The sequence below is a fragment of the Konateibacter massiliensis genome, from assembly GCF_900184995.1.
In the GTDB taxonomy this organism is placed as follows: Bacteria; Bacillota; Clostridia; order Lachnospirales; family Lachnospiraceae; genus Lachnotalea; species Lachnotalea massiliensis.
This window is the reverse complement of the sequence record NZ_LT860097.1, coordinates 273,946-299,213: the sequence shown is the minus strand read 5'-3', so window position 1 is coordinate 299,213 and position 25,268 is coordinate 273,946. Positions and strand designations below refer to the sequence as shown.

Below are 25,268 nucleotides of genomic sequence, written 5' to 3'. Positions count from 1 at the left end.
TCCCTAGGATATTTTTCGGATTGCCTTTCAGCTTTTTGGTATCTGTTTTTAACACCAAAATCCTATTTTAGTATAAACCAAATTATTTTAATTTTCAATCCTATTTATGTGGAAAGCTCCCCGCCACTGGCAGGAAGCTTTCTTTTTATTATAATTGTAATTTTAGTAAACTTCTTTCCACTCTTCAATGTTAGAAGGCTCAAATTTGAATGGAGGTCCAAGGATAATTTCTGTTCCGTTGTCTGCTGCTGCAACGATTTCATATTCGCCCATGTCGCCAGCGGTAAATTTCTCACCTGATGCTCCTGTGATATCACCGTTTACTAATGCGATAGAGGTGTAAGCAGATAATCTTCCGATATCAATCGGATTCCACAGATACATGTAAGGGCAAGAATGTGCGTCGTCATCGCCGATGTAATCTGCCATCTCTGAAGGAAGTCCAAGACCTGTTAATTTAACCTTGTCTGCAACGCCCTGATCCTGAAGAACTTTAGCAGCTGCCATGATACCTACTGTTGTAGGAGCACAGATAACCTTTAAGTCTGGATACTGAGATAATAATGCCTGTGTCTGGTCAACGGATTTCTGATACTCATCATCACCATATACGATGTCAACTAATTCAAGACTTGCATATTTGCTGTCCTGCATAACAGTTTTCATTGCATCAATCCAAGCGTTCTGGTTTGTTGCCTGGCTTGTAGCAGAAAGGATAGCAAACTGTCCGCTTCCACCGCTGATATCTAAGATAGCGTCCATCAGGGTCTGACCGATAATCTGTGTACCAGCCTGATTTACATGTACTAAACGGCTGTCTGCGTTAACAGATGAATCGAGTGAGGATATTTTAATTCCTGCATTTTTAGCTGCTGTCAATGCCGGCTGTAATGCATCTACATCATTTCCTGCAATTGCAATAGCGTCTACCTGCTGTGCAACCAACTCATTAATCATAGCAATCTGAGCTTCTGCCGTAGCAGCACTTGGCTCTTTTACAACACAACTTCCGCCCTGCGCTTCAATTACTTCACGGAACCCTTCAATTTCTTTCTGATTGTAAGGATTTCCTGCACTCTTTACGATGATTGCATAGCTGCCACCGCCTGTTGCTGTGTCAGTTGCTGTATCTGTCGACTCCGTTTTCTCCTCCGTAGCGGCAGTATCCTTTGTTTCTGTACTTGTACTAGGCTCTGTTGTTTTTGTGCCGGAAGAGGAGCTTCCGCAGCCTGCTAACAATGTTGAAACCATTGCTGCACATAGTAATACGCTAACTAATTTTTTCTTCATTCTTTTTTCCTCCCTAAGAATTGTTTTTCCAGTTAACTGGTTCTATACAAACAGCTTTGCTGTTGGTATCATTAGTATCTGCAAATACCCCACGATATTATGCAGTTTTCTTTTTAATCAAACCTTTTAAATTCAGATTTGGCAGCATTACCGCACAGATTAATAATCCACCTATGATAACAAGCATTACCTGCGATGAAACATTAATCAATCCAAGTCCATATCTTAAGAAGCCGACAATAAAGATTGCGATTACAGCTCCTATTAGATTTCCTTTTCCTCCGGCAGTGGAAATACCGCCGAGTACTACCATAGAAATTGCGTCCAGCTCATAGCCCGTTGCAATGTTCGGTCTGGCACTACCCATACAGGAAGCTAGGAAAACAGCAGTTACCGCTGAAAATGTTCCTGTGATGGTAAATACGATACATCTGATTTTTTGAACTTGAATACCTGCATATTCTGCCGCCACACGGTTGCTTCCGATTGCATACAGTCTTCTTCCAAAGGTGGTCTTATGGAGTACAAAGCCAAACGCCAGAGCGCAGATGACAAAGATGATGAAAATATACGGTACCGGTCCTAATTTTCCCCAGTAAAGCTGGCTGAACCAGTCTACACTTGTAAGACCCTGTGATGCCTGATCTTTCAATATGATGGTCGCAATTCCTCGAAATAGTATTTGCGTTCCCAAGGTTACAATCATCGGGGCAAGCTCCGTAAATTTTGTTAAAATAATTCCGTTGATAAATCCGCAAAGTGTTCCTATCAAAAGTCCAATGATAACACAGATACCCATCGGAAGTCCAAGCTTGTTATAGCACTCTGCCATCACAACCGCAGACAATGCCACGATAGAGCCAACAGAGATATCAATGTCGCCGAGTACCAAAATGTATGCCATCGGCAAAGCGATAAATGCTTTGTCAAGGAAGGATAATGTTGCGTTAAACAATCCTGACATACTCATATAAATCGGCATTCCTGTCGTTTTATCCAGAGGAGATACATAAATATTTAAAATGTTTACACCGATAAAAATCAGTAATAAAAACCATTCCCATTTGAGGAAAAACTTCTTCCATGAAAACTCTTGTTCTGCTATGATAACTCTTTTTTGCTTTGCCATGATTAGATTTCCCTCCTCTTGAGATTATTTTTATCCATTGAGCGTTGTAATACCACATTTAAAATTACTGCTACAATGATGATAAGACCTTTGATTGCGTCCAGCCAGAACTGGGATACACCGATTAACGGAAGTCCGTTTCCTAGTACTGCGATGACAAGTGCTCCAAGCAATACGCCTACCACACTTCCTCGTCCGCCTGTCAGGCTGACACCGCCGATTACACAAGCTGCAATAATATCCATCTCAATTCCGGAAGCCATATCGCCCTGTGCGGAAGCATATAAGGATACCCACAGTGCTCCGGAAAGCCCACAGAGCATACCCATAATTCCATATACCATAATTCTTATTCTGTCAATGTCGATACCGCTTACTGCTGCTGCCTCTGCGTTTGAACCTACCGCATAAATTTTTCTTCCTGTTCTTGTAAATTTCAAAAAGTAGAAGAAAACAATATAGCAGATAATTGCGACAAAAATCATATTGTTAATCAATCCGAAGGTTAAATATTTTCCTGTTGCAAACGCCTTAAAACTATTCGTTACCTGATAAGCAGCTACCCATTGGTTATCTGCCAGCAGATAGGTAAGTCCCCTTAGTATATTCATAAATCCCAAGGTCGCTATGATGGATATAACCCTTCCCTTTGCTATGACGAGTCCGATTACGATGCCCCACGCTGTTCCTACCGCAATTGCAATCAAAAATGCTACTAAAGTAGGTGTTCCCTGATGATCTCGAAGAACTAATGCTGCTGCCATTCCTGAAAATGCAATGGTGGAACCTATGGAAATATCGATTTCACCGATTACAAGCACGCACATCATACCCAATGCCAAAATCATATAGATTGCATAGTTGACAAACATGTTGTTTAAATTTTTAGGAGTGATAAAAATACTGTTTCGAAATGCAATGAATGCACATAATACAAGTAGTACCGCTGCCAAACTTGCTTCACGCGAGCTGGTTAGTTTTTTTATATCAAATTTTTTTTCCATCTCTTCCTTCACCTCATTCCGTTATTCTGCTGCCTTTTGTGTCTTTGACATAGCTTTTTCCAGAATTCCTTCCTGGGTTGCCTCGCCTCTTTGCAGCTCACCGGTTACTCTGCCGTCACACATAACAACAATTCTGTCACTCATACCTAGTATCTCAGGCATTTCAGAAGAAATCATAATAATTGCATAGCCCTGCGTTGCAAGCTCACCCATTATCTCATAAATTGCTGCCTTAGCACCAACGTCAACACCCTTTGTCGGCTCATCCAGAATAATAACCTTTAAATCAGAGGCTAACAGCTTTGCTACAACTACTTTCTGCTGATTTCCTCCTGACAAGGAGCTTGCCTTATCAAACAATGTAACCGCCTTCGTATCCACTCTTTCTGCCAGCTCTTTTGCTCTCGCCCGCTCCTTTTTATCGTTTGTCAGGAAACGGTTTCCAAGCTCACTGATTACAGGCAGTGTTATATTTCTTCCGATACCCCAATCAAGTATCAGTCCCTGATGCTGTCTGTCTTCCGGCAGTAAGCCGATTCCAAGCTCCATCGCATCCAGAGGCTTTTTGATGTTGACTTCCTTGCCATACATATATATTTTACCGGAATCATATTTTTCTACACCAAATATTGTCTGAACAACTTCTGTTCTACCTGCTCCGACCAGACCCGTTAGTCCAAGTATTTCTCCTTTTCTGACAGAGAAGGAAACATCCTTGAAGTATCCGGTGCGGCTTAAACCTTCAACCCGAAGTATCTCTTCTCCGATTTTTACATCTGGCTTCGGGAACAAATCATTAATTTCTCGTCCTACCATCGCGGTAATCAAATCTTCATTTGTGATGCCATCTACATCATAGCTTCCGATATACTGTGAATCACGAAATACGGTAACTCTTGATGCCAGACGGTACATATCCTCAAAACGATGGGATATAAATATGATAGAAGCTCCATCGTCCCTTAATTTTTCTGTAATGCGGTACAGCTCCTCCGACTCTCTCTTTGTTAAGGAGGCTGTCGGCTCATCCATAATGATAATTTTTGCATTCATGGACAGTGCCTTCGCTATCTCTACCATCTGCTGCTGCGCTACACTTAACGTTCCCATCTCATCGGTAGATTTAAAATCTGCATTCAGCTGTTTTAACAGCTCATCTGCTTCCTCATTCATTTCCTTCCACTGTATCTTGCCTCTTTTTACCTTTTCATGTCCCATGAAAATATTTTCTGTAACAGATAGCTGTGGATAGGAGGTAACATGCTGATAAATAGCTGCGATTCCTGCCGCCTGTGCATCTTTTGGTCCTTTGAAATGTACCTGATTTCCATCTAAATACATCTCTCCTTCTTCTGCTTTGTGTACACCTGTAATAACTTTGATAAAAGTTGATTTACCTGCACCGTTTTCACCCATCAATGCATGTATTTCACCCGGTTTCAACTGAAAATGAACATTATCTAACGCCTTTACGCCGGGAAATATCTTTGTTATTCCTTTCAGCTCCAGAACATACTCAGACATTCTTATTCCTCCTTTTAACAGCTTTGGGAAAGCTTTTTCTTTGTATGCCTATATCTTATCATAGGATTTTTTGATTTTTTATAGTAATATTTTTTGAAACAGGGTAATTTTTTGCGGTTCTTTTTGCTTTTTCTTGTATTTTTCACAGGATTTGGTACAATAAATACAGCAAATTGCTTAAAGGAGAACCATTTTTATGAAGCTTTTAATCGTAGATGACGAAGAATTGACAAGGGAAGGACTGATTCACAGTATCGATTGGGAAAGTCTGGGCATCCATGCCGTTTATGAGGCCGATGACGGCTTACACGGTCTTGAGCTTGCCAAAAAGCATTGCCCTGAAATTATTTTAAGTGACGTCCGCATGCCGCGCATGGATGGAGTCGAGATGGCAAAACAGCTTCGAGATCTTTTGCCCGGATGTTCCATTATTTTTATGAGCGGTTATTCCGACAAAGCATATTTGAAGGCAGCAATTAAGCTAAAGGCAATCAGCTACGTCGAAAAGCCGATTGATCCCGCAGAGATAAAAGATTCGGTACGGGAGGCGGTTCACAACCAAAAATCCCTCGCATTAAGCAAGGAATCCGCTGACAATAACCGAAGTGACGCTATCTCGCGACTTGCCTTAAAACTTATTTATTCAAGTTACGGCGCAGAAACGGACTATGCAGACAACTTCACGCAGCTTGGCTTTTCCCTGAAAAATTATTCTTATTTCACAACGGTCATCATTAAGATATTAAACACGGATTCACCTATTTCCGATATAGAATCCGGTCGAATTATGATGGAGCTTGCGCCTCATTTAACCCGCCAGAAAATAGACTATATTTACGGGATTAAAAACGAGGAATATCTCATTATCCATTTGTTTGGCACAGATAAAGCCAGCCAGCCAAATCTTATTAAGCTTTTGGAACGATTTTCACAGACCATTTCAAGCTCTTATACACATTTTATCAGCATCGGAAAAGCCGTAAATTCCGTTGAAAAGCTATGGCGTTCATACAACGGTGCCATTATCCTTATGTACAGCTCTTTCTTTTGCCACTATAATATGGTGCTTTATACAGATGAGGAAAACACGGCCTATTCCCCTTCCATACCAGCCGAACTGCTGTCAGAGTTTTCTGATGCTCTCTTAACCCGCAGTGAGACAAAGGCGCAGAAATTATTGCAAAAATTGGAGGCTTCACTCGTCAACAACAAGACAATGCTTGTGAATCAAGCAAAGGATTTGTATTACAAATTATTTTTGGAACTTACTGATGCAGCAAACAGCTTTCATATCTCAATCTCCGCCGACACAACAGAGACCATCCTCGATTACATTTCCAAAAGCTCTACCTTCTTTGAGCTTCACTCAATTTTAAAGGAGAAAACAGAGCGCTTTTTCAAGTCTTTCGAGGACGAAAGCAGAGATAATTCCGCTGTATTTCTAATTAAAGAATATATAGGCTCCCATTATCAGAACGAAAGCCTTTCCATAAAAGACATCAGCGAGCATGTATTTTTATCATCCTCCTATGTGTGCACAATATTTAAAACCGAGACAGGCAAGACCTTAAATCAGTATCTCACCGAGTACCGGATTGAGAAAGCGAAAAAGCTGTTGATGGATTCACGGTATAAGATTACGGATATTTCCGCGAAGGTCGGCTATAGCGACGGAAATTATTTCGGAAAAACATTCAAGAAGCTCGCCGGGCTTTCCCCGTCCGAATTTCGAGAACAATATTTTGAAGGAAAGATTTGATGTACCATTACATTTACTTTGAAAGGGAGGGATATGCCTATGCTTAAGCTTATCCGCAAAATTGTTTTATATTATACGCAGGATATGAAATTACAGCCCAAGTTTATCCTTTCCCATTTAATCTTGGTCATTGCCCCTACTATCCTCATTGTTTTCATTTTGTTCACCCAGCTTTCCGATATTCTGCTCTCAAACACCGTATTGTCGGAGCAGAGTCTCTCCAAGCAGACCGCCGATTACATTGAAAACTCAGTCGCGCAGGTAAACAACGCTTCCCTCTCTATCGTGGAGGATGACTATTTTTCCGAACTGTTAAGCAACGCATCCTATGAGCTTCCGCTTGAGGAAACGGAGGATTTTCAGAGGGATACGACAACCTTTTTAAACTCCATTCATTCTTCCGTTGACGGCTTTGTTGTTACAGACATTAAAATCTACCTTGCCGATGAATTTGAAAAGCTCTATGACAACCAGGATTTTTCGGACTACGATGTATTTAAGCCTATCTCCAATATAAAGGGCTCCTACTGGCACGGTATCTTTTCAAGCACAAATAAAAGATATCTCGTCTGCCCAAGCCTTTATCTGTCTCCAAACGAGTGTGAGGATTACGGAGAGCTTGCGATTATTCGAAAGGTGAGTTTTGTAAATGATGTCAATTCCACGGCTGCCTATGTGGCGGTCTATTTTTCCAAGAGTAACATTGACTTTATTCTTGGAAAGAATTTATCCATCAGCGACAGTTCCACCTACTTAGTCAACAACAGAAATTCCATCGTTTCCACCTCGAATTCCTCATTGTCCGGAAAATATATCCTAAACTATGAGACCATTCAAAGTAAACTGGCACACACGAACAAATTTACAACCATGACACTTGGGGGGGAAATTGTGTACATCGGCTGCAAGGAAATTCCAAACACCGACTGGTTTATGATTTCTGTTATTCCGACGAACAATGCGATTGTGCAGACAAGGGACATTATTTATCAGTTAGTTGCAACTTACCTGGTATTTTTGGGTATTGCGTTTTTTATCGCCCTGCTTTTGTCCAATTCCATTGTAAAACGTATCAAATCCGTTATCCATCAGATGGATCAGGTTCGAAAAAGCAGCCCGAAGCGGCTTTCTCTAAAGCCCGGACGCGATGAGGTAGGCGATTTGATTGACACCTACAACTTTATGACTGATGAGATTAATCTTTTGCTTGAAGCGCAGGAAAAAGCCTCCAACGATTTAAGAATTTCAGAATTCAAAGCATTGCAGTCACAGATTAACCCGCACTTTTTATACAACACTCTGGATATGATTAACTGGCTTTCCAAGATGGGAAAAAGCGCTGAGGTTTCCGATGCGGTGCAGGCTCTCTCAAAATTTTACAAGCTGACGCTTAACAAAGGAAACATCACAGTATCCGTTAAAGAGGAATTAGAACATGTTTCCCTCTATGTCCAGCTCCAAAATATGCGCTATCAAAACAAAATTCATTTTATTATCGACGTTCCGGATGAGCTGCTCGACTATGAGATACCAAAGCTTGTATTCCAACCGATTGTGGAAAACAGTATTCAGCACGGCATCTTTGCAAAGGAAGAAAAAGAGGGCACCATTGTTGTTATGGGCTGGCTTGAGGACGATGAGATTGTGTTTGTCATATCTGATGACGGCGTCGGCATCTCTCCTGAAAACCTAAGTTCCATTCTCACCGGTCAATCAGAAAGCTCCGGCGGAAGCAATATCGGAATTTTTAATACACATAAACGGCTTCAGCTCTTTTACAACACCGAAAGCGGACTTACCTACCGCAGTACCCAGCATGTGGAAACTGAGGTAGAAATACGGCTTCCCGCTATACGGTTTGAAAAACAGAGGAAAATTTAATTGAAATCTAATCCTGAGCCTTGGAATTATAGATAAGTCCCAGAAGTACCAAGGCTCCGCCGATTAATTTTCCCTTTGAAAATTCCTCATACAAAAAGTAGTCCACCGCGATACCTGAAAAAAGCTGGCTTACAAATATAATAATTGTGAGGGAAAAGGCGGATATCTTCGGGGTGATGATATTTGATATACTGACTGTCGCAACTCCGACCGCTCCGCCAAGAAACATCGCGTAAAACCAAATCCCCTGCGCAGTCGGTGCAAATACAAACCTCTCCCTAAATATCGCAATCGCGATAAGAGAGCCGGTAAAGCCGATGACATAGTTAAAAAAGGTACTTTGATAGACGGACAACTCCCGTCCAAGCTTTGCGTTTGTCATTCTGCTGACCACTATTGTAACGCCTGATAATACTGCTAATATAATATACATGTCTAATCCCCCTATCAATACAAAAACATAACGGTGATTCCGCTTAATATAAGCCCAATCCCGATAAACTGTTTCTTTCTTATCCTCTTCTTTGGCGTCTCAAACAATCCATAATGCTCTATGACAATCGAGATCACACTCTGACCAAACAGCGCAAGTGCCAGTGTTTTTGACACGCCAAGCGTAGAAACCGTAACATTTTGAAATACCGTTGTCAAAATGCCGACCGCTCCTCCGCTGTACCAAATCAGAGGTATATTTTTTTGAAATTTCATGCTTAATTTTTTCACCTTCATAATCGCAATAATAATAACGAGTCCGATTAAGTGAATAAGTGCCACGGAATAATAAACCCCCATCGAGGAGGACAATTCACTGTTCATTGCAATCATAACGGAGAGCAAAACTCCGCTTAATATAGATAAAAATACTGCCATTTTTTTAGCTCCTTCTTTTTTTGATATGCACATTATAAAATTTTTTCCTTGCACTTAGGTATGACATATGTCACTATAGAAGAAGAAAATTGCAGCTTACACATTTTTGCGCCGCGTGCGCATAAGACAGAAAGGATTGTTGTTATGGAACGAATTTACGACAAAGCTTTGTTTGAGAAAATCATAAGAGAATATCCGATTGAGGAGGCATTGACCGATTATAAAGAATATCCGATTGAACTTGTGCTCTTTAAAAAAGGCGAACATCTTTTTAAATATGGTGAACCGCTCGCCTATATCTGCTTTTTTATTTCCGGCAGAGCCAAGGTCTATTCCCTTCTCGCCAACGGCAAGCACTTTCTGCACACCTTTTACCATCAATTTGAATTAATAGGAGATATCGAATTTGTAAACCGTTTGGATATCAGGACAAATGTACAGGCACTGACGGAAGTTTACTGCCTTTTACTCCCCCTAAATGAGTGTCATGCCCGCCTCTATGACGACAGAAAGTTTCTTCGTGCCGCCTGCTCTCACCTGGCAAGCAAGCTAGATTCAAGAGAACAGCTTAACTCACACAATATTTTTTACCCACTGGAAGAAAGACTTGCCTCTTATATTATAAACACCTCTGACGGCTTGGTTTTTCACGAGAATTTAACATCACTTTCGGAACTTCTTGGCACCAGCTACCGCCATCTTTTGAGAACACTCAAGGATTTTTGTGACAGGGGCTATCTGGAAAAAGAAAACGGTGTTTACAAAATAACAGCACCTAACGCATTAAAGACATTAGGTGCCGATATTTATATGAACTATTATTAATTGAAAGATTGAATACCCTGAATTATTTTTTCAATGATTTCTACCCGGTTAAACGGCGTAATGATGTAATATCCATCCACATAAGGGGTAATCTTTTTTGCAACCTCAAGAGAGATATCTACGGCAAGCACGCTTGCCTCTTCTCTTGTCTTATCCTCATAGCGGTCGATGATGTCCTGTGATACGTTGATGCCTGAGATTTCATTATTCATAAAGCAGGCATTTTTATGACTCACAATCGGGATAATTCCTCCCAATATTTTTACATCCAGTTCTTCCTTCGCCCTCTTCAAATTCTCAAATGCCTCCTCAGTCAGAACAGGCTGGGTAAACAGCATCGTAACACCGTTTTCAATCTTTCGCTTCGCATGCTTTATCTGTGCATCAAAGTTTTTCACATTGACATTGAGTGCCGCACAAATTCCAAATGGGGAAGAAAACACTTCCTCGTTCAGCTCACTGATATGCTTCGCCAGAATACCGGAGTGAAAACTGAACATTGTCTTTATTTCATCGCGAAGCGGCGACGGAACCGGATCTCCGGTCACGACCAAAACATTTTCTACCCCTTCCGCATTCATTCCGAGCAGCAGCGCTTTCGTCGCATTGATGTTTCTGTCACGGCAGGTCATATGAGGAATCGGAGTGATGTCAAGCTCTCTCTTTAGCTTGCAGGCAAGCAGACTGCTGTCCACGCGTGCTCTTGCAAGCGGGCAGTCTGCAATTGTAATTGCATCCACGCCGCTGTATTTCAGTCTCTTAGCACCCTCCATAAAATTTGCTATCTCAGCATTTGCAGGAGGATCAAGCTCCACCGCAATAATCTTTTTCCCCATGCGGATTTTTTTCATGAGCCCTGTCTCTTTTTGTTTCTGCTCTTCGGCCTTTTGTCCGCTTGGTTTATATTCAATTCTCTTCGGCGCCACACCTTCGATTCTTGCCGCCGTTTTCCTGATATAATCTGGTGTCGTACCGCAGCAGCCGCCAAGGATACTCACACCAAGCTCCGCTGTTTTTTGCAGTGTCTCCGCAAAATAATCCGAGCTGTTCTCAAATATCGTTCTGTTATCCCGCACAGTCGGAAAACCCGCATTTGGCATAATGGAAAAATATTTTTGTGATAATTCAAACTGTTTAATATATTCATACAAATGATGCGCACCTGAAACACAGTTAAATCCCACCGCATCAATTTCCTTAATTTCCTTGACCCGCTTTAATATATTTTTGCCGGAAAGTCCCATTCTGGTAAAGCCATCGGGTGTGACCGCAAACTGTGTCAAAATGAAGCTGTCTTCTTTTTTGCTTTTTATGTACTTCGACAGCTCCGCCAAAAACTCATCGCTACCCAATGTCTCAAACAGGAAGTTTTCAACGCCGCTCTCCAGAAACGTATCTATTATTTTTTTGTATTCTTCAATTGGGCTTGAACCCGTATAAGGAATCGGCCCCATATCTCCAAACACTGCAATCTCACTTCCCTTCGCTGCCTGCAATGCAATTTGGGAAGCCGCCCTGATAATTTCCTTAACATGCTTCAAATCGGTCTCCAAACTCATTGTATTTGCTGCAAAAGTATTTGTCTTAATTGCCTGACAGCCGGCGGCAATGTATTCTCTGTGAATCTCCAATATCCTTTCCGGGTATTCTAAGTTGGCAAGCTCACATGTCCCATTGTATTTCTCAGCATAATAGGTTCCCATCGCCCCGTCAAACAAAAATGGCTTCTTTTCTAAATATTCTCTCACTCTCATTGCACACCTCTTTATCTCTGTCTTTAACTTTTTATATACTTAGGAAATTCATAGAATTTTTCTAAGTATATAAAAAAAGAAGGTATTTTGCAACCTTCTTTTATACTGTAAAACACCAATGCACAAAGTGGGACTTGAACCCACACGATATTGCTACCACAGGCACCTGAAGCCTGCGCGTCTGCCAATTCCGCCATTTGTGCATAACCTAATTGCTGTAAAGCCTTTTGAGATAAGAAAAGTCTTGTAAATTATACTTCACAAAACTTATTATCTCGAATGCAGTTGACGGGACTTGAACCCGTACCCAGTTATCCCAGACTAGATCCTTAGTCACTACACACAAATGTCACCTTGTAACCCTTTATTTTACTAACTTTTCGTTATATCTAATTCATTAACCAACATAAGATTACTGTTTTCTATCTCTAATGTTAATACAAAAACTCAGTGTTGTCAATACGTTTTATCGTTCTCTTGTATACATTAACGAAAAGCAACTATACTCTTCATCTGGTTCAGGAATAGCCGCAATCTTATCCTTGACCTGTCCAATTCTTACTTCTATAAATTGATATGCCTGACCCATATTGCTGAACTCTGTGCTAATAGAACTCATTAGGTCTATATCATTGGCTACTGCTTCCAATACATCCAATACGGTAAGCAATAATTGCTTCTGCATTGTGGACTTATCGTAGTTGTCAGTTGGTGACAACTCGTTCTCCAAGAGGAACTGAATATACTGCTCGTCCGAAAAATATTGCTGATTGGATAATTCCATTTTTAATCTGTCTAATATTTGCATTTAAAACTCCCTTCTTCTATGATAAATGGGTAACAAAAAAGGACTGCTATATTTCAAGCAATCCTCTAATCGTTTTTATTATTAGTTAATAATTTTAATTGATGTATAGTTATCATCTTTAAGAATTGTCTTTATTCTGTCAATATCAACAGTTCCTTCTTCCTTGAAATTATCCCTTATCATGTTGATTATTAAACAAATAGTTTCTTCATCATCGTCCACTTTATCTTCGTCTAATGTATCACATGAGCCAAGATAAACATACGCATCATCTTTAGATTGATATGTAAAAAATCCATAACTTGTTGTATTACCACCAAAACCATTTTGTGCGCCATACCGCATTAAACATACTGGCTCATCACCATAATTACTAATAAACTCATTTAATGCTTCTTTCATTTTATCATTTGCTTTTATATCGTCTCTATATTCTTTACTAAAAAATACCACCTCATATATTTGTAATGAATCTGGATTTTTTAATCTTTCTTTAATGGATTTGATACATTGATATACACGTGATTCATATTTCAATTCTTCTTGTAATGTAGCAACGTCCTCATATCCAGAAATAGAAGTAAATAACTGGTTTGCTTCATCATATTTTCCACTTTCAAGTAATGAAACCGCTTCAGTATATGTTTTCTTTGGCTTAATTACTTTTAGATTATATATAACACCACCAATAATTGCAATCACAACCACTGCTGCTATTATAGGAATAATTACTTTAATTCCCTTTACTTTTTTAGGTTGTGTTTCTTTAACAGTTTGTACTACGCTATCCACACCGTTTTCTTTAATAGGAGTTTCAGTTGTACTTTCTATAATTGTGTTATCAATCGGACACCCACAACTAGGACAACTTGTTGCCTTATCTGATATTTCTTTTCCACACTCCGGACATTTTATTAGTGCCATAATCTCATACCTCCCTATTCATAAATATTTCTTTAATTATATCTCAATAATTCAAAATTTTCCATTATTTTCTACAATATTCGCATTTTATTTGAAATAATGTTTCATCAAACATTTTTATCACAATACTATTATCCATATCATTTATCATAATATCTTGTATAGATAGTTCATTCGTATCGTTTAGTATATCAAACAATCTGTCTTTAAACTCATTCAATTCCATTTTTATCGCTCACCGTCCTTTGTACTACTTTATCATACTTTATCCTATTTTTCAATACAATATCGCCTATGATGGTATAGTATTTTACAAGGAAGGTGATGTTATGAAACCACTAAAAGAAAAGGTAAGCATCACACTAGATAGTGATGTAATACAGGAGATTAAAGACTTAGCCGAAAATGATGATAGGTCATTTAGCCAGTATATAAATATGGTGCTTAAAGAATATTTAAGTAAGAATAATGGGACTGCTGAAAAGTAGTCCTTATTTTTTGCCTGTGGGGTCAAAAGTGATTAAGGGAAAAAAACAAAAAAATTCAGGAGTGACACACCCGGACAAGTTGTAAGTCGTCAAACAATTCACGCACAACTAATCAAGTTGTGTACTCAATTATCCTTGTTAAATTGCACAGTATTCACCTTAAAACTTTGTTAAATATGCCGAACCTTATTAATCAGCACTTCTATACATATTGCACAACACATTCTTACAACCGAATTTTCGGCTCTATATCCTCATATCTGGTCTAAAATCACCCCAAATAAGCCCATTTTACCCTGAAATCGTTCGTAAGATTAGAAGTCTTACGAATATTTACCGATGAAATTTCGATTTCATATGTTATTTAGTCGGTTATATGTATGATTACCAACCTAACTTACTTCTGATACAACGTTAATCCACTTGTGTTATCTGAAACCCCCTATAATAGTACAGTATTATAGTATGTTTATAAGTCAGATTCAAGATGAACCTAAGTTAATTGTGTTTGATATGGTATGCAATTTGTTGTATTGTGCGTGTTTACCACACAATACAATTGGCACTATATATAGTATATCAAATCAACACTTGGCACAACATATTGTGCTCGCTTCACTTTAGTCGACTAAAGTATTGCGTTATATTCCTAGTGGTTTAGTATGTTTAATACACTTTAGCACGATAAAGTATACAGAAGAGCGTGTATTTTATGCTCCAATTTTCACTTTATCGTGCTAAAGTATCTTCTATCCAAAGCCTTTACCAAATTTAGTAACCCTATTTTATCCCTTGTTACCTACCAATCCAATAGGTTTATCTGTATCTCTTGTAACATTCTCCTCACTTTCAACACTCACATTTTCACCACTCAAACGCTTCTTTTCAACGTCTACATCACTGACAATATCACTCTTTTCCATGATACTCTCAATGCTTATAGCACCCATTTCTCTTAAAGCTTTCAAGTTTGCAATCATTTCTGTACTAGCGACCGGCATGGACACATTGTAAATCACATCAACATTATCTTTTACACTAATCCCCTGCATATTTAATATCTTATGGAACTTCTCAAACCTCTGTCTAAATCCAGTGTTCAACCATTTCTGTGTTTCATCACTATTGACCGTAGCCATAGCATATAGAATCTTCATAGATGTTTCAGATATATTAGCAATTTCCTGACTACTTCCCAAGATACTTGGAATACAACTGATATCATTCAGCATCTGCTTCAGGTTATCCAGATATAACTTAACTGTACTATAATCAATACTGCAATTAACAATCTTGAAATCTCCATTGTCTAAGTTCAATACATAGCCAGTAGCATCAGCAGGTATGCTTGACTCAATACGCTGACCAATCGCAACAGGCATAGGATTAAGTGTATTGATATAGATAGCATCACCTAACTTACTTAGTATATCCTCTAACTCATCCATAATCGGCTTAATATCTGTCAGCAAACTAATGCCATAATTGTAATCCATGTCACTGAAATTATGGTAATGAATAGGCAAGCCAATACTCATAGTAGTAGATACCATGTGTTCATCTCCACCTTCATTACTCCACATCTCAACATAGTTAGGATAGTATACGTTCCAATAACTAACACTGGTATATACATCAGTCCAATGTTCTATAAACGCAATATATTCTCCCATATCATCATATACAGGATAACAACACGCACTATCAAGTACCTTACTCTTAATCAATCCGTCATTAACATATACTACCTCATATGCATCACCGAACTTATTTACTCTATCAATTATCTCATAATCTACTGTTTCATACATTCCCAACTTATATATATCGGTAAATGTCTTTACTGTTTCAACGTCTTTAGATGATAAAGCCACCGCATTACCCAATAAAAATGTATTGTGAAAACGGATCACTGTCTTTGCATAGTTCAGTATTGTTTTTCGTGTAACCAATTCTTTACCTTTGTACTGGCTATTCTCACGTCCTAATACTTTATGCCTACCTGCAAGATAATCCCTATTAGCAATTACTCCCGCAATTCTCGCTGCATGATTACCTTGATTTATCTCTTCCATAAACCACATTTTATTTCCATTATATTGCTTTTGAATATAATAATCTAAACTCATCTTTACTTCCTTTCTTTGATAATATTGTCATGTATTTGCACCAAATTGGCACGAAAAAAGGACAAGTGATATTTTCCTCGCCCTCTATATTAAAGTCCTTATTTTCCTATTTAACGCCTTAAAACCCTACTACATAGACCACTTAAAACGGATACCAGAACCCTTGTTTCATGCCTTGAATACAAAGCCACATAGCCGATATAAGGTCATCATGCGAACCAGTGACTGCATTAAATGAACCGTTCTCTTCTGCTATAAAGGTTTTCATCTCTTCTAACAATTGATTACTGTTAATATCCAACATTCCTTTATCAAACCACTCTCTAGCGTCATTTACAGCAATACTCTTTGTCTTATTATTCGTATCAAAGCCAACATTCCATACTGCCCTCTTAAACTCATCATAGGTCTTATATTTAGTCATATTCATGTAATGCTTATCATATCTCAATCGCTCAATAACACTATGACCACCAGACGCCTTTTCCACTGTTAATAGTGCCTTGTTATACCAACGACCCACATCATTTACAATATCAGCAAATAGATATGGTTTAATCTTATTATTCTTGAACTCTGCAACCTGTCTACCATCCTTATCCATAATAAACATAGTAGAATAGTCATGCTTACCACCTAGACCTTCAGATACATCCACACCGACCCAGTACTTCTCTCCTACCTTTGGAATTGCCCATATGGATAACGACCTATTTTGAACATATGTCGTTAATGATGTAGGAAGCCCAACAATCTTATCCAGTTTAAGGGGAACTATTTTCCGTTCTGCTATGACCTGTTGTAATTTAATAACCTTCGTATTATCAAATACACTGGAACCAGTAGCAAGGAAACTCTCTTCTGGTGTACTTGGATACTCCACATGAAATGCGTCAATACCCGATATACTAATTTTATCCCTTCTCCATACCGCTTGTTCTGGCGTCATACCTAATTCAGCAAGCATCTTTTCTTCTTCATCATAATCCTCTATGGTAACCATATGCCCATTATGCTGTGCTTTATATAGACGTACACTTTCCTTATATTGGTCTTTAAATAATGCACCACCATTAATCCAATTAAAAAAGAACGCTTTAAATGCGTTCTCATTATTCTTTGCTTGTAAAAACAAGGAACTATAATTGTTGTATCCATTACTCGTACTCTCTATAATTACCGTTGCGGAACTTGATACGGCTTGCATAATAGATTTTAACTGTCGTTCTTGGTCTTTCCAAAAGGCAAATTCAGACATATGTACAATCGCATTATAAGTGCTTCCACGTCCCACATCTTTATTACCGGCTGTCATACATACCACACTGGAACCATTTGCAAATGTCAATGCTTGTCTGTTATTTTGGATTAATTGTGGCCTTAACCAATCTGGAAGAGAATAAAACTGTTGTTTTAATTTATCAAATACCGCATTGGTGCTGGTCTGATTATGGCTTATAAGTACACAAGTTGAATTATCATGCACCACACATTCCCTTATGCTTAATGCCACTGTACAAACGCTAATACCTAACTGTCTACTCTTGCTGACAATATTTTGATGTTCCAATCCTTCAACCAATCTACGCTGTTCATCAGTCAGAATAAAAGGAACTATGTCACCGTTCTTATCTGCAATCTTAATGAAGGTTTCTATCCATGCGATCTTATTATCGTCAGACCATAACCATTCTAGTTTCTTCATATTCTGCTTACTTACTGCCATCATTTACCCCCTTGTCTTTTTCAGTTTAGGGATATTTATGGTGTTCAGGAAATCATTAATTTCATCCTCTCCCTCGTCAAAGAAATCACTATTATGAAATCCTTCAATATACTTTGCAGCATTAACATCACCGGCAAGTGCTTTGTCTAACATCTTCTCATAAATCTTCAAGGTATTTAAGGTTTTCATATGCTTCATATAAATCTGAATTGCTCTTTGGGTATCTTCCCTTGTCAACCAGTTCTCTTTGGCAAATTGCTCTGTCTTATTTACACTCAACTTACCTTGCGGATCTCTAGTTCTATATTGAATATCACACTTACATAAATCATCCCATGAAATTCTGTCCTCTGCCGGTGTTAAATACCATTCCACATATTTTGCAATATAATAAGGGGCAACCTCTGTCATTTTCTGTAATACTGTCTTAAATGATTTATTCTCGTCTGCTTTATTTTGTGCCATAAGATTCCTCCTCTCCAAATAATTCAATTATCTTATCGCAACTATCATTAATTGCATCGAAATTCAAACTACCGTCCGTATTCAGAAATTTACGTTCCTCTTGCGTGGCTCCAACATAGATAAGCTTCTCTTCTATGCGTCTGACCCTTGCATTAATAGACGAGACTTCGCTCCGAATACCTAATGTCTGATAATACATTGTCTCTATCATCGCATCTCTTAATTTTTGTCTCTCTTCTTCTGTTTTACATTCATTAAAAAATTTCATAAATAATTCCTCACTTTCTGTTTGTTGTGTTTGCGCCATAATTGGCTACATCTTTTCCCTTCGTCCCAATCTGCAAAATCTTGTGGTGATAGAGAAGATTGATTGTCTACTATGAATTTTTCCTTGCGATATTGTTCACCTGAACCAATACCTAATTTATTTGCAACAATATCAATTGTTTCTCCTTTTTGACCTTCCACAAAATTTTGTGTAGGGTTTAAAATTCTTTCCTTGGCTTTCAAACTTTCAACACGTTCCAATCTTCTAGCATAATCAATACGTTCCGCTTTACTAAAATCCTTACGTGTTTCGTTCTTTCAAAGTGGGCGTAAAACTTTTAACACCCTTTAATATCATAACCGACCATATCGGTTTAAACAGTATTATCTCAACCCGTACTTTTTGGAACGGGTTATCCAGTAGTAATACTTTTACCACCAAGGGTATATTTTAAAAATATATCTTACCATCCGTTGCTAATTAGCGATTGTTCAAGGTGTCCTTTAAAGGGATACCCTAACTAAGGACACCATATTACTCATAATTCTGACAGATAACAAATGATTGATAGGAAATATCAGCAGGTAAACCATATAATTCTTTATTCTGCTTACTTGCTTTAATTTTAATCAATCCATATGTATCCAGTATTTCCTGTATTGACTTTTTCCATTGAGTTTCAATCTTATTATTAATCTTTACATCTTTTTCCAGTATATATCCTTTTTTTTTAATAGTTTCAAGGATATGTTCACTAATTGTTAGTGTAAAATTGTCCGAATTATTGCTTGTACCACGTTTATTTTCAAACTTATATTGCGGGAACACTTTGTCTGCTAATTCATTTCCAAAGGTACGTAATACATATTCACGACTTAATCCCTTTAAAGAGAAATTGTTTTGCTTTAATATTTTAGCAATCCCTTCACTTTCCTTGAATTGATTAAATCCATATTCCCCAAATTGATAAAAATTCGTCAACTTTTTAAAGCCATATTTAGCACTAATATGTTTTGCCTTATTTAATTCTTCTTCTGGAATACAATTTAATTGAACTTTATCAAGCATATTTAATAGCGTAAATAGAGTAAGAGATTGAGAGAAACGTGTCCTATTATTAGGATTTATTTCACATATTTTCATTAGTGTATTATAACTTGCAAAAAATAAAGGTTTGCCTTCAACTTGTAGATCCTCATTTACATATTGAGTAAAGTGCATAAGTAATTTTTGAATATGTAATTTTCTAGTCCTGATTATTTTATTAAGCTCTGGAAATGTTTCTACAAAATCAGTGGTATCTAAATAATTAGCACTATCAATTAATAGTTGTTTCTGTTTTAATGTCCAATCCGATTGAACCAATTCAATATTGTAAACTTTTTTAATAAATTCTATTGCTTCACTTCTAGTACAATTTGCTAATTCCTCTGTAATTGTAGTAATGGTTCTCGCATTATCACACCCAAAACATTTATAAATAGGTGTACCATCATCTGTAATATAGATATGTGCCGAAGGTGTATTATCCTCATGTTCTGGTAGGATACAAGATACCGTTTCATTACCTATCCCTAGATATTTACCTAAATCAATACTATTAATATAATTGTATAAATCCTTCTCACTTTTAAATGTATAACTGGAAGTGTACACTGATAGAAGAAGATTATTAATATCTTCTTTATTAGTGGTCATTTCCAGTTCACATATCAAACTCCTTAATTTATCGGCATTTAACTCCTTAATAGCATTAATATTATCCATATAACTATTATTGATAATCACATTGTTAATCTTGCTTTTAACCTTATCAGATTTAACCTTATTACTTTTACCCTTAACCTTTTTAACCGGCAACTCATATTCATCTTTATAATACTTCTCAATAATATCATCAGCATTAATTCTCACATTATAATTAGGAGCAATAGGTTCTTTTCCATTACCACCATAAAATATTCTAGTGCAATCAAATGTTACCTTATCTGATTTATCAAAAGTATTAATCAATGTAATCTGCAATTTATTCCTCTTATCTACATCAGTAATCACTTCATCAGCAACAAATACTAATCTAAAATGATGTTCCTCTTCACTATGACTAAATGAAGTATAGCCGAATACTGGCATAATTCCATAAGTATTGCAATTCTGCAATTCCTTTTCAATCGTAGTATCATGGTCAAAGTCAAGCATAAATACTTGTTGTTGTATCCAATCCACGGATTTAGTACCATTTAATAAGGCAGGTTTACAAGTCATACCATTACATAGTCCGATTGCTAAGTCCTCAATCTCTATTTCTGTTTGAGAGATTCTCTTTTGTACACCACCAGTTTCATATCCAGTTGGCTTTTTATCAAATTTTTTTATATCTAACATTAATTTTACTAACATAAATCCCCCTTTTGTGTTTTTTACAATAAAAAAGGGGAGTGCATAAAACACCCCCACATTTACTGTAATTTCAGTATTCAGTTGTCAATGTCTTAATTCCCTTTAATATTCTCCATAATTCCATTAGTTACCTTAAAGATAAATACACTTCTCTTACCATCTGTATCTGTCTTATCTGGTTTAATATCAATAAGCGTATATCCCTCTTTCAATAATGCTCGTGCTTTCTTGGCTGTAAATATTACAATAGTTTCCTTCTCCATAAATTCTGTTCCCTTTCTCTGCATTCCCTGTTATGCCAGATTCGGCACCTCTGCATAATAATAATTTCTTCATCTGTAATAGACGTAGTGTCTAGTTCTGAAATTTCATATAAATATTCGTTCATCTGTTTGTGTCCTTTCTATTGATATGGCTATCCAAATTTGGCTAACCAAATACAACCGTAAAACTTTTAATACCCTAATATTTTAGATAAATGTAAATCCGCACTTATCTTATTTTCTTAAGGGTGGGTGTCCACCATTTTGGGTGCGCCAAATTTGACTATCCATCTTATTTGTAATTATCTCGACTACCATTTTGGTACTTAAGATAATTACTCCCCTAATATATTCTCTGTTCCCGTTAGTTTGAGAATTTCATTCTCTATACCTAATTCTCCATTGAAAAGGAAAACAGACCTGATTTTATTTCTCTTGTCAGGTCTGACTTCTACAATCTGATATCCTTTTCTCAATAATTCATTAGCAATTCTGCCGGAGAATACAGTTACCCTCGATTTATTCTCATCTGTATAAATCATTCTTTTATCTCCTCTGAATAATTAACTGTGTATTTATTGGTCAGTGCATAGCAAAAAGGATTCTCACAAATAGCCTTAATGCTATCTGGAGAACCCTGTATTTTTACCATATTATCCTTGAATATTGCTTTCCTACGAAATCTTTCGGTTGGTAATTCTAATTGTATATCTGTATCCCATGCTAATAATTCATTGATACCCTCAATGTCAATATCAGTTGTCAAATATCCTTCGCTTGCCATAATTTTTCCATGACCTTTGTGTATGCAATATTTTCTCTTTATATCTATGAACTCTTGCTTCGTGTGACGTTTCTCACATTCAAGGAATTTCGGCAGGTCAAGAACATCATTTATCCAACGTTCATGTATCCCTACATATTTCTGATCAGTATAAAACCCCTCATAGGAACCATCTATTGCAATAAGTAGCATCATAAGTTCATCTGATAGATTTTCCTTTGGCAAGTCATATAATGACCACAGCAATAATACAGTCGATAAATTATACTTCCTGAAATAGTTTCCTCTATGTATTTCACAAGTCCGGTTGAGATTGATACTCTCTGGATTTTCTATATCATTATAACTGAAAGCGGTCAAATGATTATCAAAACACTTTCCATTTACCATTGCAAAATCAACGCCAATCGCTTCATGTGTGGCATTGTTGGTTACACCTAAATAATCTTTATCTTTTGCTTTATTTGCTTTAAATAGAAATACCTGTTCAATATCCCAATCCTTTACTGCCTTTAAGATTGCACAACCCAATAAAGAATCTAAGTCATCTGTTAATATCAGACCATATTTATCCACACTGTCAATCCATTCATTTCCATTTAATAACCTCTTTCTGTACTGTTCCTTCATTAAATTCACCATTTAGGAGAGATAGTTCTCTCCAATGGCTACTATTAATAAAGGTAAAATAAGTTTTTTGCTTTGAACTCAAAAACTATCTCACCTTTCCTTCCTATCGTTATTTGATTATTTCGTTTCTTTATAGTGGCTTTCGTCCACCACTGTTTTTGTAATTTGTTTACCGAATTGGTATAGATTTGCCTTTAAAGGCAATTTAACAATGAGTGTCTCAAAATAGTGACCTTGTCAGATTCATTTTGAATCTTATAAACTCCATTACCCTTTCATATAATTCCGGTACTAAATTAATATTATTTTTCTCCCAACGACAAATTGTAGATTTATTACAACCCGCAAATTCGGCTACCTCTTGTTGGGATATTTCTCTTTCTCTTCGCCATTTGCGAAATTCTACACCTGTCATTAGTTAACCTTCTTGTATTTTTTTATTTATTGTGAGATGAAATTTCGTAATATGCCCACGAAAGTACTTCCTCTGGAATCCAAGTATCCCCATTTATCCATGTCTTGGCAAAATCAATTGCAGAACTATATGCGTTCTTTTCAACTTCGTCGTAATTGACAAATTGCTCAATAGTTAGCATATCTATAGCACTGTAATTTACATCAATTTGCATTTGCAAATTAGTAGCCGTTAACCTTAATTGGGTAGCTTGTTCCAGTAATAGTCTTGCCTCTTGTTCTAATATCTCCGCTTCCGCCAAAAGGTCTGCCCTCTCTTCTGGATCTTCACTCCATGCAGCATCATCTCTTAAATCCTCTGCTTGTTCTTGTAAATCTTGTGCTTCTTGTTCTAATTCTTCTGCCTGCTCAAGACACATATTCATTTCAGCAGTTAAACTACTTATAACACCAAGATAATAATCAACCCACTCCTTATAAATCATTTCTGCAATATTATATTGCTTTCCGTAAGCCTCTTCCCAACACTCACAATATTGGCAACCTTCTTTGTTTAGTCCAAACGTTTCTACAATGTCGTCAACTGTACAATGTGCGTCTATAATATTTTTAAATGTCCATGCTCCATATCCACCGGCGAATCCACCCTTGGCACGATTAAACTTATTAGCTTCAATCCACCCTTTTCCCGGATTGCGTCCAGAAACCATTTTAGGATTTGATTTACCACCGCCGAAAATATTACTGAATAATCCCATAATTTATTCACCTGTCTTTTTCGTTGTTGTTTTTTTAACACCCTTCTTGTTTTCCCTTTTGGCAAGTGGTTTACCTATTCCATAACAACAATTTATCCATGCATCATAGACCTCTTTTGATGGTCTATATTGATTGCTCTCAACCATTCCAACAAATCTTTCTGTAATATCGCACCATTCAGCCATTTTGACTTGTGAAACTCCATGAGAATATCTTAGAAATTTTAATTTTTCACCTGATAACACAATTACACCTCTCTTTCTATATAAAAGGGTGTCTATTCAGTAGACACCCTTTTCATAAAATCAAATCACGCTGATTCTATGGCTTAGATTACAGTTTTAGCATAAACAACGGCTTCATCATCAATCAGTGCTAAAGCGTAAAACTGACTGCAATAAATAGTTGTCTGTCTTAAAGACGCATCTCTGGACGCTTCTGCAAACGGTGCTTCCTTTGGAATAAGACCAAGTGCGCCTTTCTTCATAATAAGAAGAAATCCCTCTGTGTTAGTTGCATCGTAAAGGCGGTCACTCAGAATTACCGGAATGTCTAGGAAATATCCAATTACACCATTTACAGCAATACCGTTTCCATCTGTAGTCATGGTCTTTTCTTTTGATGTAAACATATCCATCAGGTAGAAAGATGGTGCGAAAGAACTGTGAATAACAATTGCGTCGAAATCGCTAGAATCTCTATCATCTCCATAAAGACCCAAAATACTAATCATTTCCAACTGAGACACTGTATTCTTTGTTTCGATTTTAAATTTCAGTGGGGAAGTGAGACATTCAGCAATGGCATCTGTATCCTGCTTTCTTGCGATAGATACGCCCTGCTGACCTGCTGCTTCATTTACAGCATTACCTAACTCAACTTCATTGTCATAATCCGCAATCTTAACTGCCGGTGCTGCAATTGCCTTAATAGTTGCCGTAGTGCTTGTCTGTGTCATCTGTGTGCTTTCCATCGGAGTATTAATAGCCCAATCCTTTGCATCACCAACATAAGACCATTTAGGCATGGTAAGTGTTTCACCGGGTTTTCCCTGTAAATCTCCAAGCACCTTTGCAAACTGTGCTACCTTTGTCTTACCTGTGATTTTCTCTCTTACTAACTGTGCATATACCTCTGGTACGATTACGTTTGTATTAATTGTGTTAGCCATTAA

At 37.4% G+C, this 25,268-nt stretch carries 26 protein-coding genes and 1 tRNA gene; 4 read left to right on the top strand and 23 right to left on the bottom strand.

Annotation, left to right across the window (positions count from 1 at the left end):
* Positions 1-162 precede the first annotated feature (162 nt).
* The 4 genes from CTY48_RS01390 to CTY48_RS01375 form a co-directional block, all read right to left on the bottom strand.
* Entirely contained in the window at positions 163-1,290 is a 1,128-nt protein-coding gene (locus tag CTY48_RS01390; RefSeq protein WP_099466724.1) for a rhamnose ABC transporter substrate-binding protein, read from the bottom strand.
* Positions 1,291-1,387: 97 nt separating this feature from the next.
* Positions 1,388-2,419 carry an ABC transporter permease gene (locus tag CTY48_RS01385; protein ID WP_099466723.1) on the bottom strand — a complete coding sequence of 344 codons (1,032 nt, stop codon included), beginning with the start codon at positions 2,417-2,419 and terminating at the stop codon, positions 1,388-1,390.
* A gap of 2 nt (positions 2,420-2,421) precedes the next feature.
* Complete coding sequence (locus CTY48_RS01380; RefSeq protein ID WP_099466722.1) at positions 2,422-3,423, bottom strand: ABC transporter permease; 1,002 nt, start codon at positions 3,421-3,423, stop codon at positions 2,422-2,424.
* 21 nt (positions 3,424-3,444) lie between these two features.
* Positions 3,445-4,947, bottom strand: a complete 1,503-nt coding sequence (locus CTY48_RS01375) for a sugar ABC transporter ATP-binding protein (RefSeq protein ID WP_099466721.1) — start codon at positions 4,945-4,947, stop codon at positions 3,445-3,447.
* A gap of 196 nt (positions 4,948-5,143) precedes the next feature.
* Between CTY48_RS01375 and CTY48_RS01370 the strand changes: the two genes are divergently transcribed.
* The gene (locus CTY48_RS01370; RefSeq protein WP_099466720.1) at positions 5,144-6,706 is read left to right on the top strand and encodes a response regulator; all 1,563 of its coding nucleotides are present in this window, start codon (positions 5,144-5,146) and stop codon (positions 6,704-6,706) included.
* A gap of 39 nt (positions 6,707-6,745) precedes the next feature.
* On the top strand, positions 6,746-8,587 hold the full coding sequence (locus CTY48_RS01365) for a cache domain-containing sensor histidine kinase (RefSeq protein ID WP_180272609.1): 1,842 nt from the start codon (positions 6,746-6,748) through the stop codon (positions 8,585-8,587).
* A gap of 7 nt (positions 8,588-8,594) precedes the next feature.
* On the opposite strand, the gene CTY48_RS01360 is transcribed toward CTY48_RS01365, so the two are convergent.
* Positions 8,595-9,020 (bottom strand): DMT family transporter, encoded by a 426-nt coding sequence (locus tag CTY48_RS01360; RefSeq protein WP_099466718.1) that lies wholly within the window; start codon positions 9,018-9,020, stop codon positions 8,595-8,597.
* Between the two features lie 14 nt (positions 9,021-9,034).
* Positions 9,035-9,457, bottom strand: a complete 423-nt coding sequence (locus CTY48_RS01355) for a DMT family transporter (RefSeq protein ID WP_180272608.1) — start codon at positions 9,455-9,457, stop codon at positions 9,035-9,037.
* A gap of 144 nt (positions 9,458-9,601) precedes the next feature.
* Here CTY48_RS01355 and CTY48_RS01350 point away from each other — a divergent pair, with 144 nt between their 5' ends.
* On the top strand, positions 9,602-10,282 hold the full coding sequence (locus CTY48_RS01350; protein ID WP_180272607.1) for a cyclic nucleotide-binding domain-containing protein: 681 nt from the start codon (positions 9,602-9,604) through the stop codon (positions 10,280-10,282).
* On the opposite strand, the gene CTY48_RS01345 is transcribed toward CTY48_RS01350, so the two are convergent.
* The 4 genes from CTY48_RS01345 to CTY48_RS19465 all read right to left on the bottom strand — a co-directional run bounded on the left by CTY48_RS01345 (position 10,279) and on the right by CTY48_RS19465 (position 13,768).
* Positions 10,279-12,036: a bifunctional homocysteine S-methyltransferase/methylenetetrahydrofolate reductase gene (locus tag CTY48_RS01345; RefSeq protein WP_099466715.1), complete on the bottom strand. Its 1,758-nt coding sequence runs from the start codon at positions 12,034-12,036 to the stop codon at positions 10,279-10,281. The genes CTY48_RS01350 and CTY48_RS01345 overlap by 4 nt on opposite strands.
* Positions 12,037-12,155: 119 nt before the next feature.
* Positions 12,156-12,239, bottom strand: a tRNA-Leu gene (locus CTY48_RS01340).
* Positions 12,240-12,502: 263 nt separating this feature from the next.
* The gene (locus CTY48_RS01335; RefSeq protein WP_099466714.1) at positions 12,503-12,844 is read right to left on the bottom strand and encodes a hypothetical protein; all 342 of its coding nucleotides are present in this window, start codon (positions 12,842-12,844) and stop codon (positions 12,503-12,505) included.
* An 81-nt stretch (positions 12,845-12,925) separates the two neighbouring features.
* Positions 12,926-13,768: a zinc ribbon domain-containing protein gene (locus CTY48_RS19465; RefSeq protein WP_143452680.1), complete on the bottom strand. Its 843-nt coding sequence runs from the start codon at positions 13,766-13,768 to the stop codon at positions 12,926-12,928.
* 329 nt (positions 13,769-14,097) lie between these two features.
* Between CTY48_RS19465 and CTY48_RS01325 the strand changes: the two genes are divergently transcribed.
* Entirely contained in the window at positions 14,098-14,256 is a 159-nt protein-coding gene (locus CTY48_RS01325; RefSeq protein WP_099466713.1) for a toxin-antitoxin system protein, read from the top strand.
* Between the two features lie 785 nt (positions 14,257-15,041).
* Here CTY48_RS01325 and CTY48_RS01320 read toward each other — a convergent pair.
* The 13 genes from CTY48_RS01320 to CTY48_RS01260 form a co-directional block, all read right to left on the bottom strand.
* A complete protein-coding gene (locus tag CTY48_RS01320) occupies positions 15,042-16,385 on the bottom strand; it encodes a phage portal protein (protein WP_099466712.1) in 1,344 nt (447 codons plus the stop codon).
* Positions 16,386-16,527: 142 nt separating this feature from the next.
* Positions 16,528-18,111, bottom strand: coding sequence for a phage terminase large subunit family protein (locus CTY48_RS01315; protein ID WP_099466711.1), 1,584 nt, complete (start codon positions 18,109-18,111; stop codon positions 16,528-16,530).
* A gap of 3 nt (positions 18,112-18,114) precedes the next feature.
* Positions 18,115-18,576 carry a hypothetical protein gene (locus CTY48_RS01310; protein WP_099466710.1) on the bottom strand — a complete coding sequence of 154 codons (462 nt, stop codon included), beginning with the start codon at positions 18,574-18,576 and terminating at the stop codon, positions 18,115-18,117.
* Complete coding sequence (locus CTY48_RS01305) at positions 18,563-18,883, bottom strand: hypothetical protein (protein ID WP_143452679.1); 321 nt, start codon at positions 18,881-18,883, stop codon at positions 18,563-18,565. The genes CTY48_RS01310 and CTY48_RS01305 overlap by 14 nt, the downstream gene beginning before the upstream one ends.
* A complete protein-coding gene (locus CTY48_RS01300) occupies positions 18,841-19,104 on the bottom strand; it encodes a hypothetical protein (RefSeq protein WP_099466708.1) in 264 nt (87 codons plus the stop codon). Before CTY48_RS01300 ends, CTY48_RS01305 begins: the two co-directional genes overlap by 43 nt.
* A gap of 274 nt (positions 19,105-19,378) precedes the next feature.
* Positions 19,379-21,244, bottom strand: a complete 1,866-nt coding sequence (locus CTY48_RS01295; RefSeq protein ID WP_099466707.1) for a hypothetical protein — start codon at positions 21,242-21,244, stop codon at positions 19,379-19,381.
* Positions 21,245-21,336: 92 nt separating this feature from the next.
* Entirely contained in the window at positions 21,337-21,507 is a 171-nt protein-coding gene (locus CTY48_RS19545) for a hypothetical protein (RefSeq protein ID WP_180272606.1), read from the bottom strand.
* Positions 21,508-21,842: 335 nt separating this feature from the next.
* Positions 21,843-22,049: a hypothetical protein gene (locus CTY48_RS01285; RefSeq protein ID WP_099466705.1), complete on the bottom strand. Its 207-nt coding sequence runs from the start codon at positions 22,047-22,049 to the stop codon at positions 21,843-21,845.
* Positions 22,046-22,921, bottom strand: a complete 876-nt coding sequence (locus CTY48_RS01280; RefSeq protein WP_143452678.1) for a hypothetical protein — start codon at positions 22,919-22,921, stop codon at positions 22,046-22,048. Before CTY48_RS01280 ends, CTY48_RS01285 begins: the two co-directional genes overlap by 4 nt.
* Positions 22,922-23,141: 220 nt before the next feature.
* Positions 23,142-23,336, bottom strand: coding sequence for a helix-turn-helix domain-containing protein (locus CTY48_RS01275; RefSeq protein ID WP_099466703.1), 195 nt, complete (start codon positions 23,334-23,336; stop codon positions 23,142-23,144).
* Positions 23,337-23,358: 22 nt separating this feature from the next.
* Complete coding sequence (locus tag CTY48_RS01270) at positions 23,359-24,093, bottom strand: hypothetical protein (protein WP_099466702.1); 735 nt, start codon at positions 24,091-24,093, stop codon at positions 23,359-23,361.
* Positions 24,094-24,096: 3 nt separating this feature from the next.
* Positions 24,097-24,339 carry a helix-turn-helix domain-containing protein gene (locus tag CTY48_RS01265; protein ID WP_099466701.1) on the bottom strand — a complete coding sequence of 81 codons (243 nt, stop codon included), beginning with the start codon at positions 24,337-24,339 and terminating at the stop codon, positions 24,097-24,099.
* Positions 24,340-24,422: 83 nt separating this feature from the next.
* On the bottom strand, positions 24,423-25,265 hold the full coding sequence (locus CTY48_RS01260; protein WP_099466700.1) for a hypothetical protein: 843 nt from the start codon (positions 25,263-25,265) through the stop codon (positions 24,423-24,425).
* Positions 25,266-25,268: the final 3 nt, after the last annotated feature.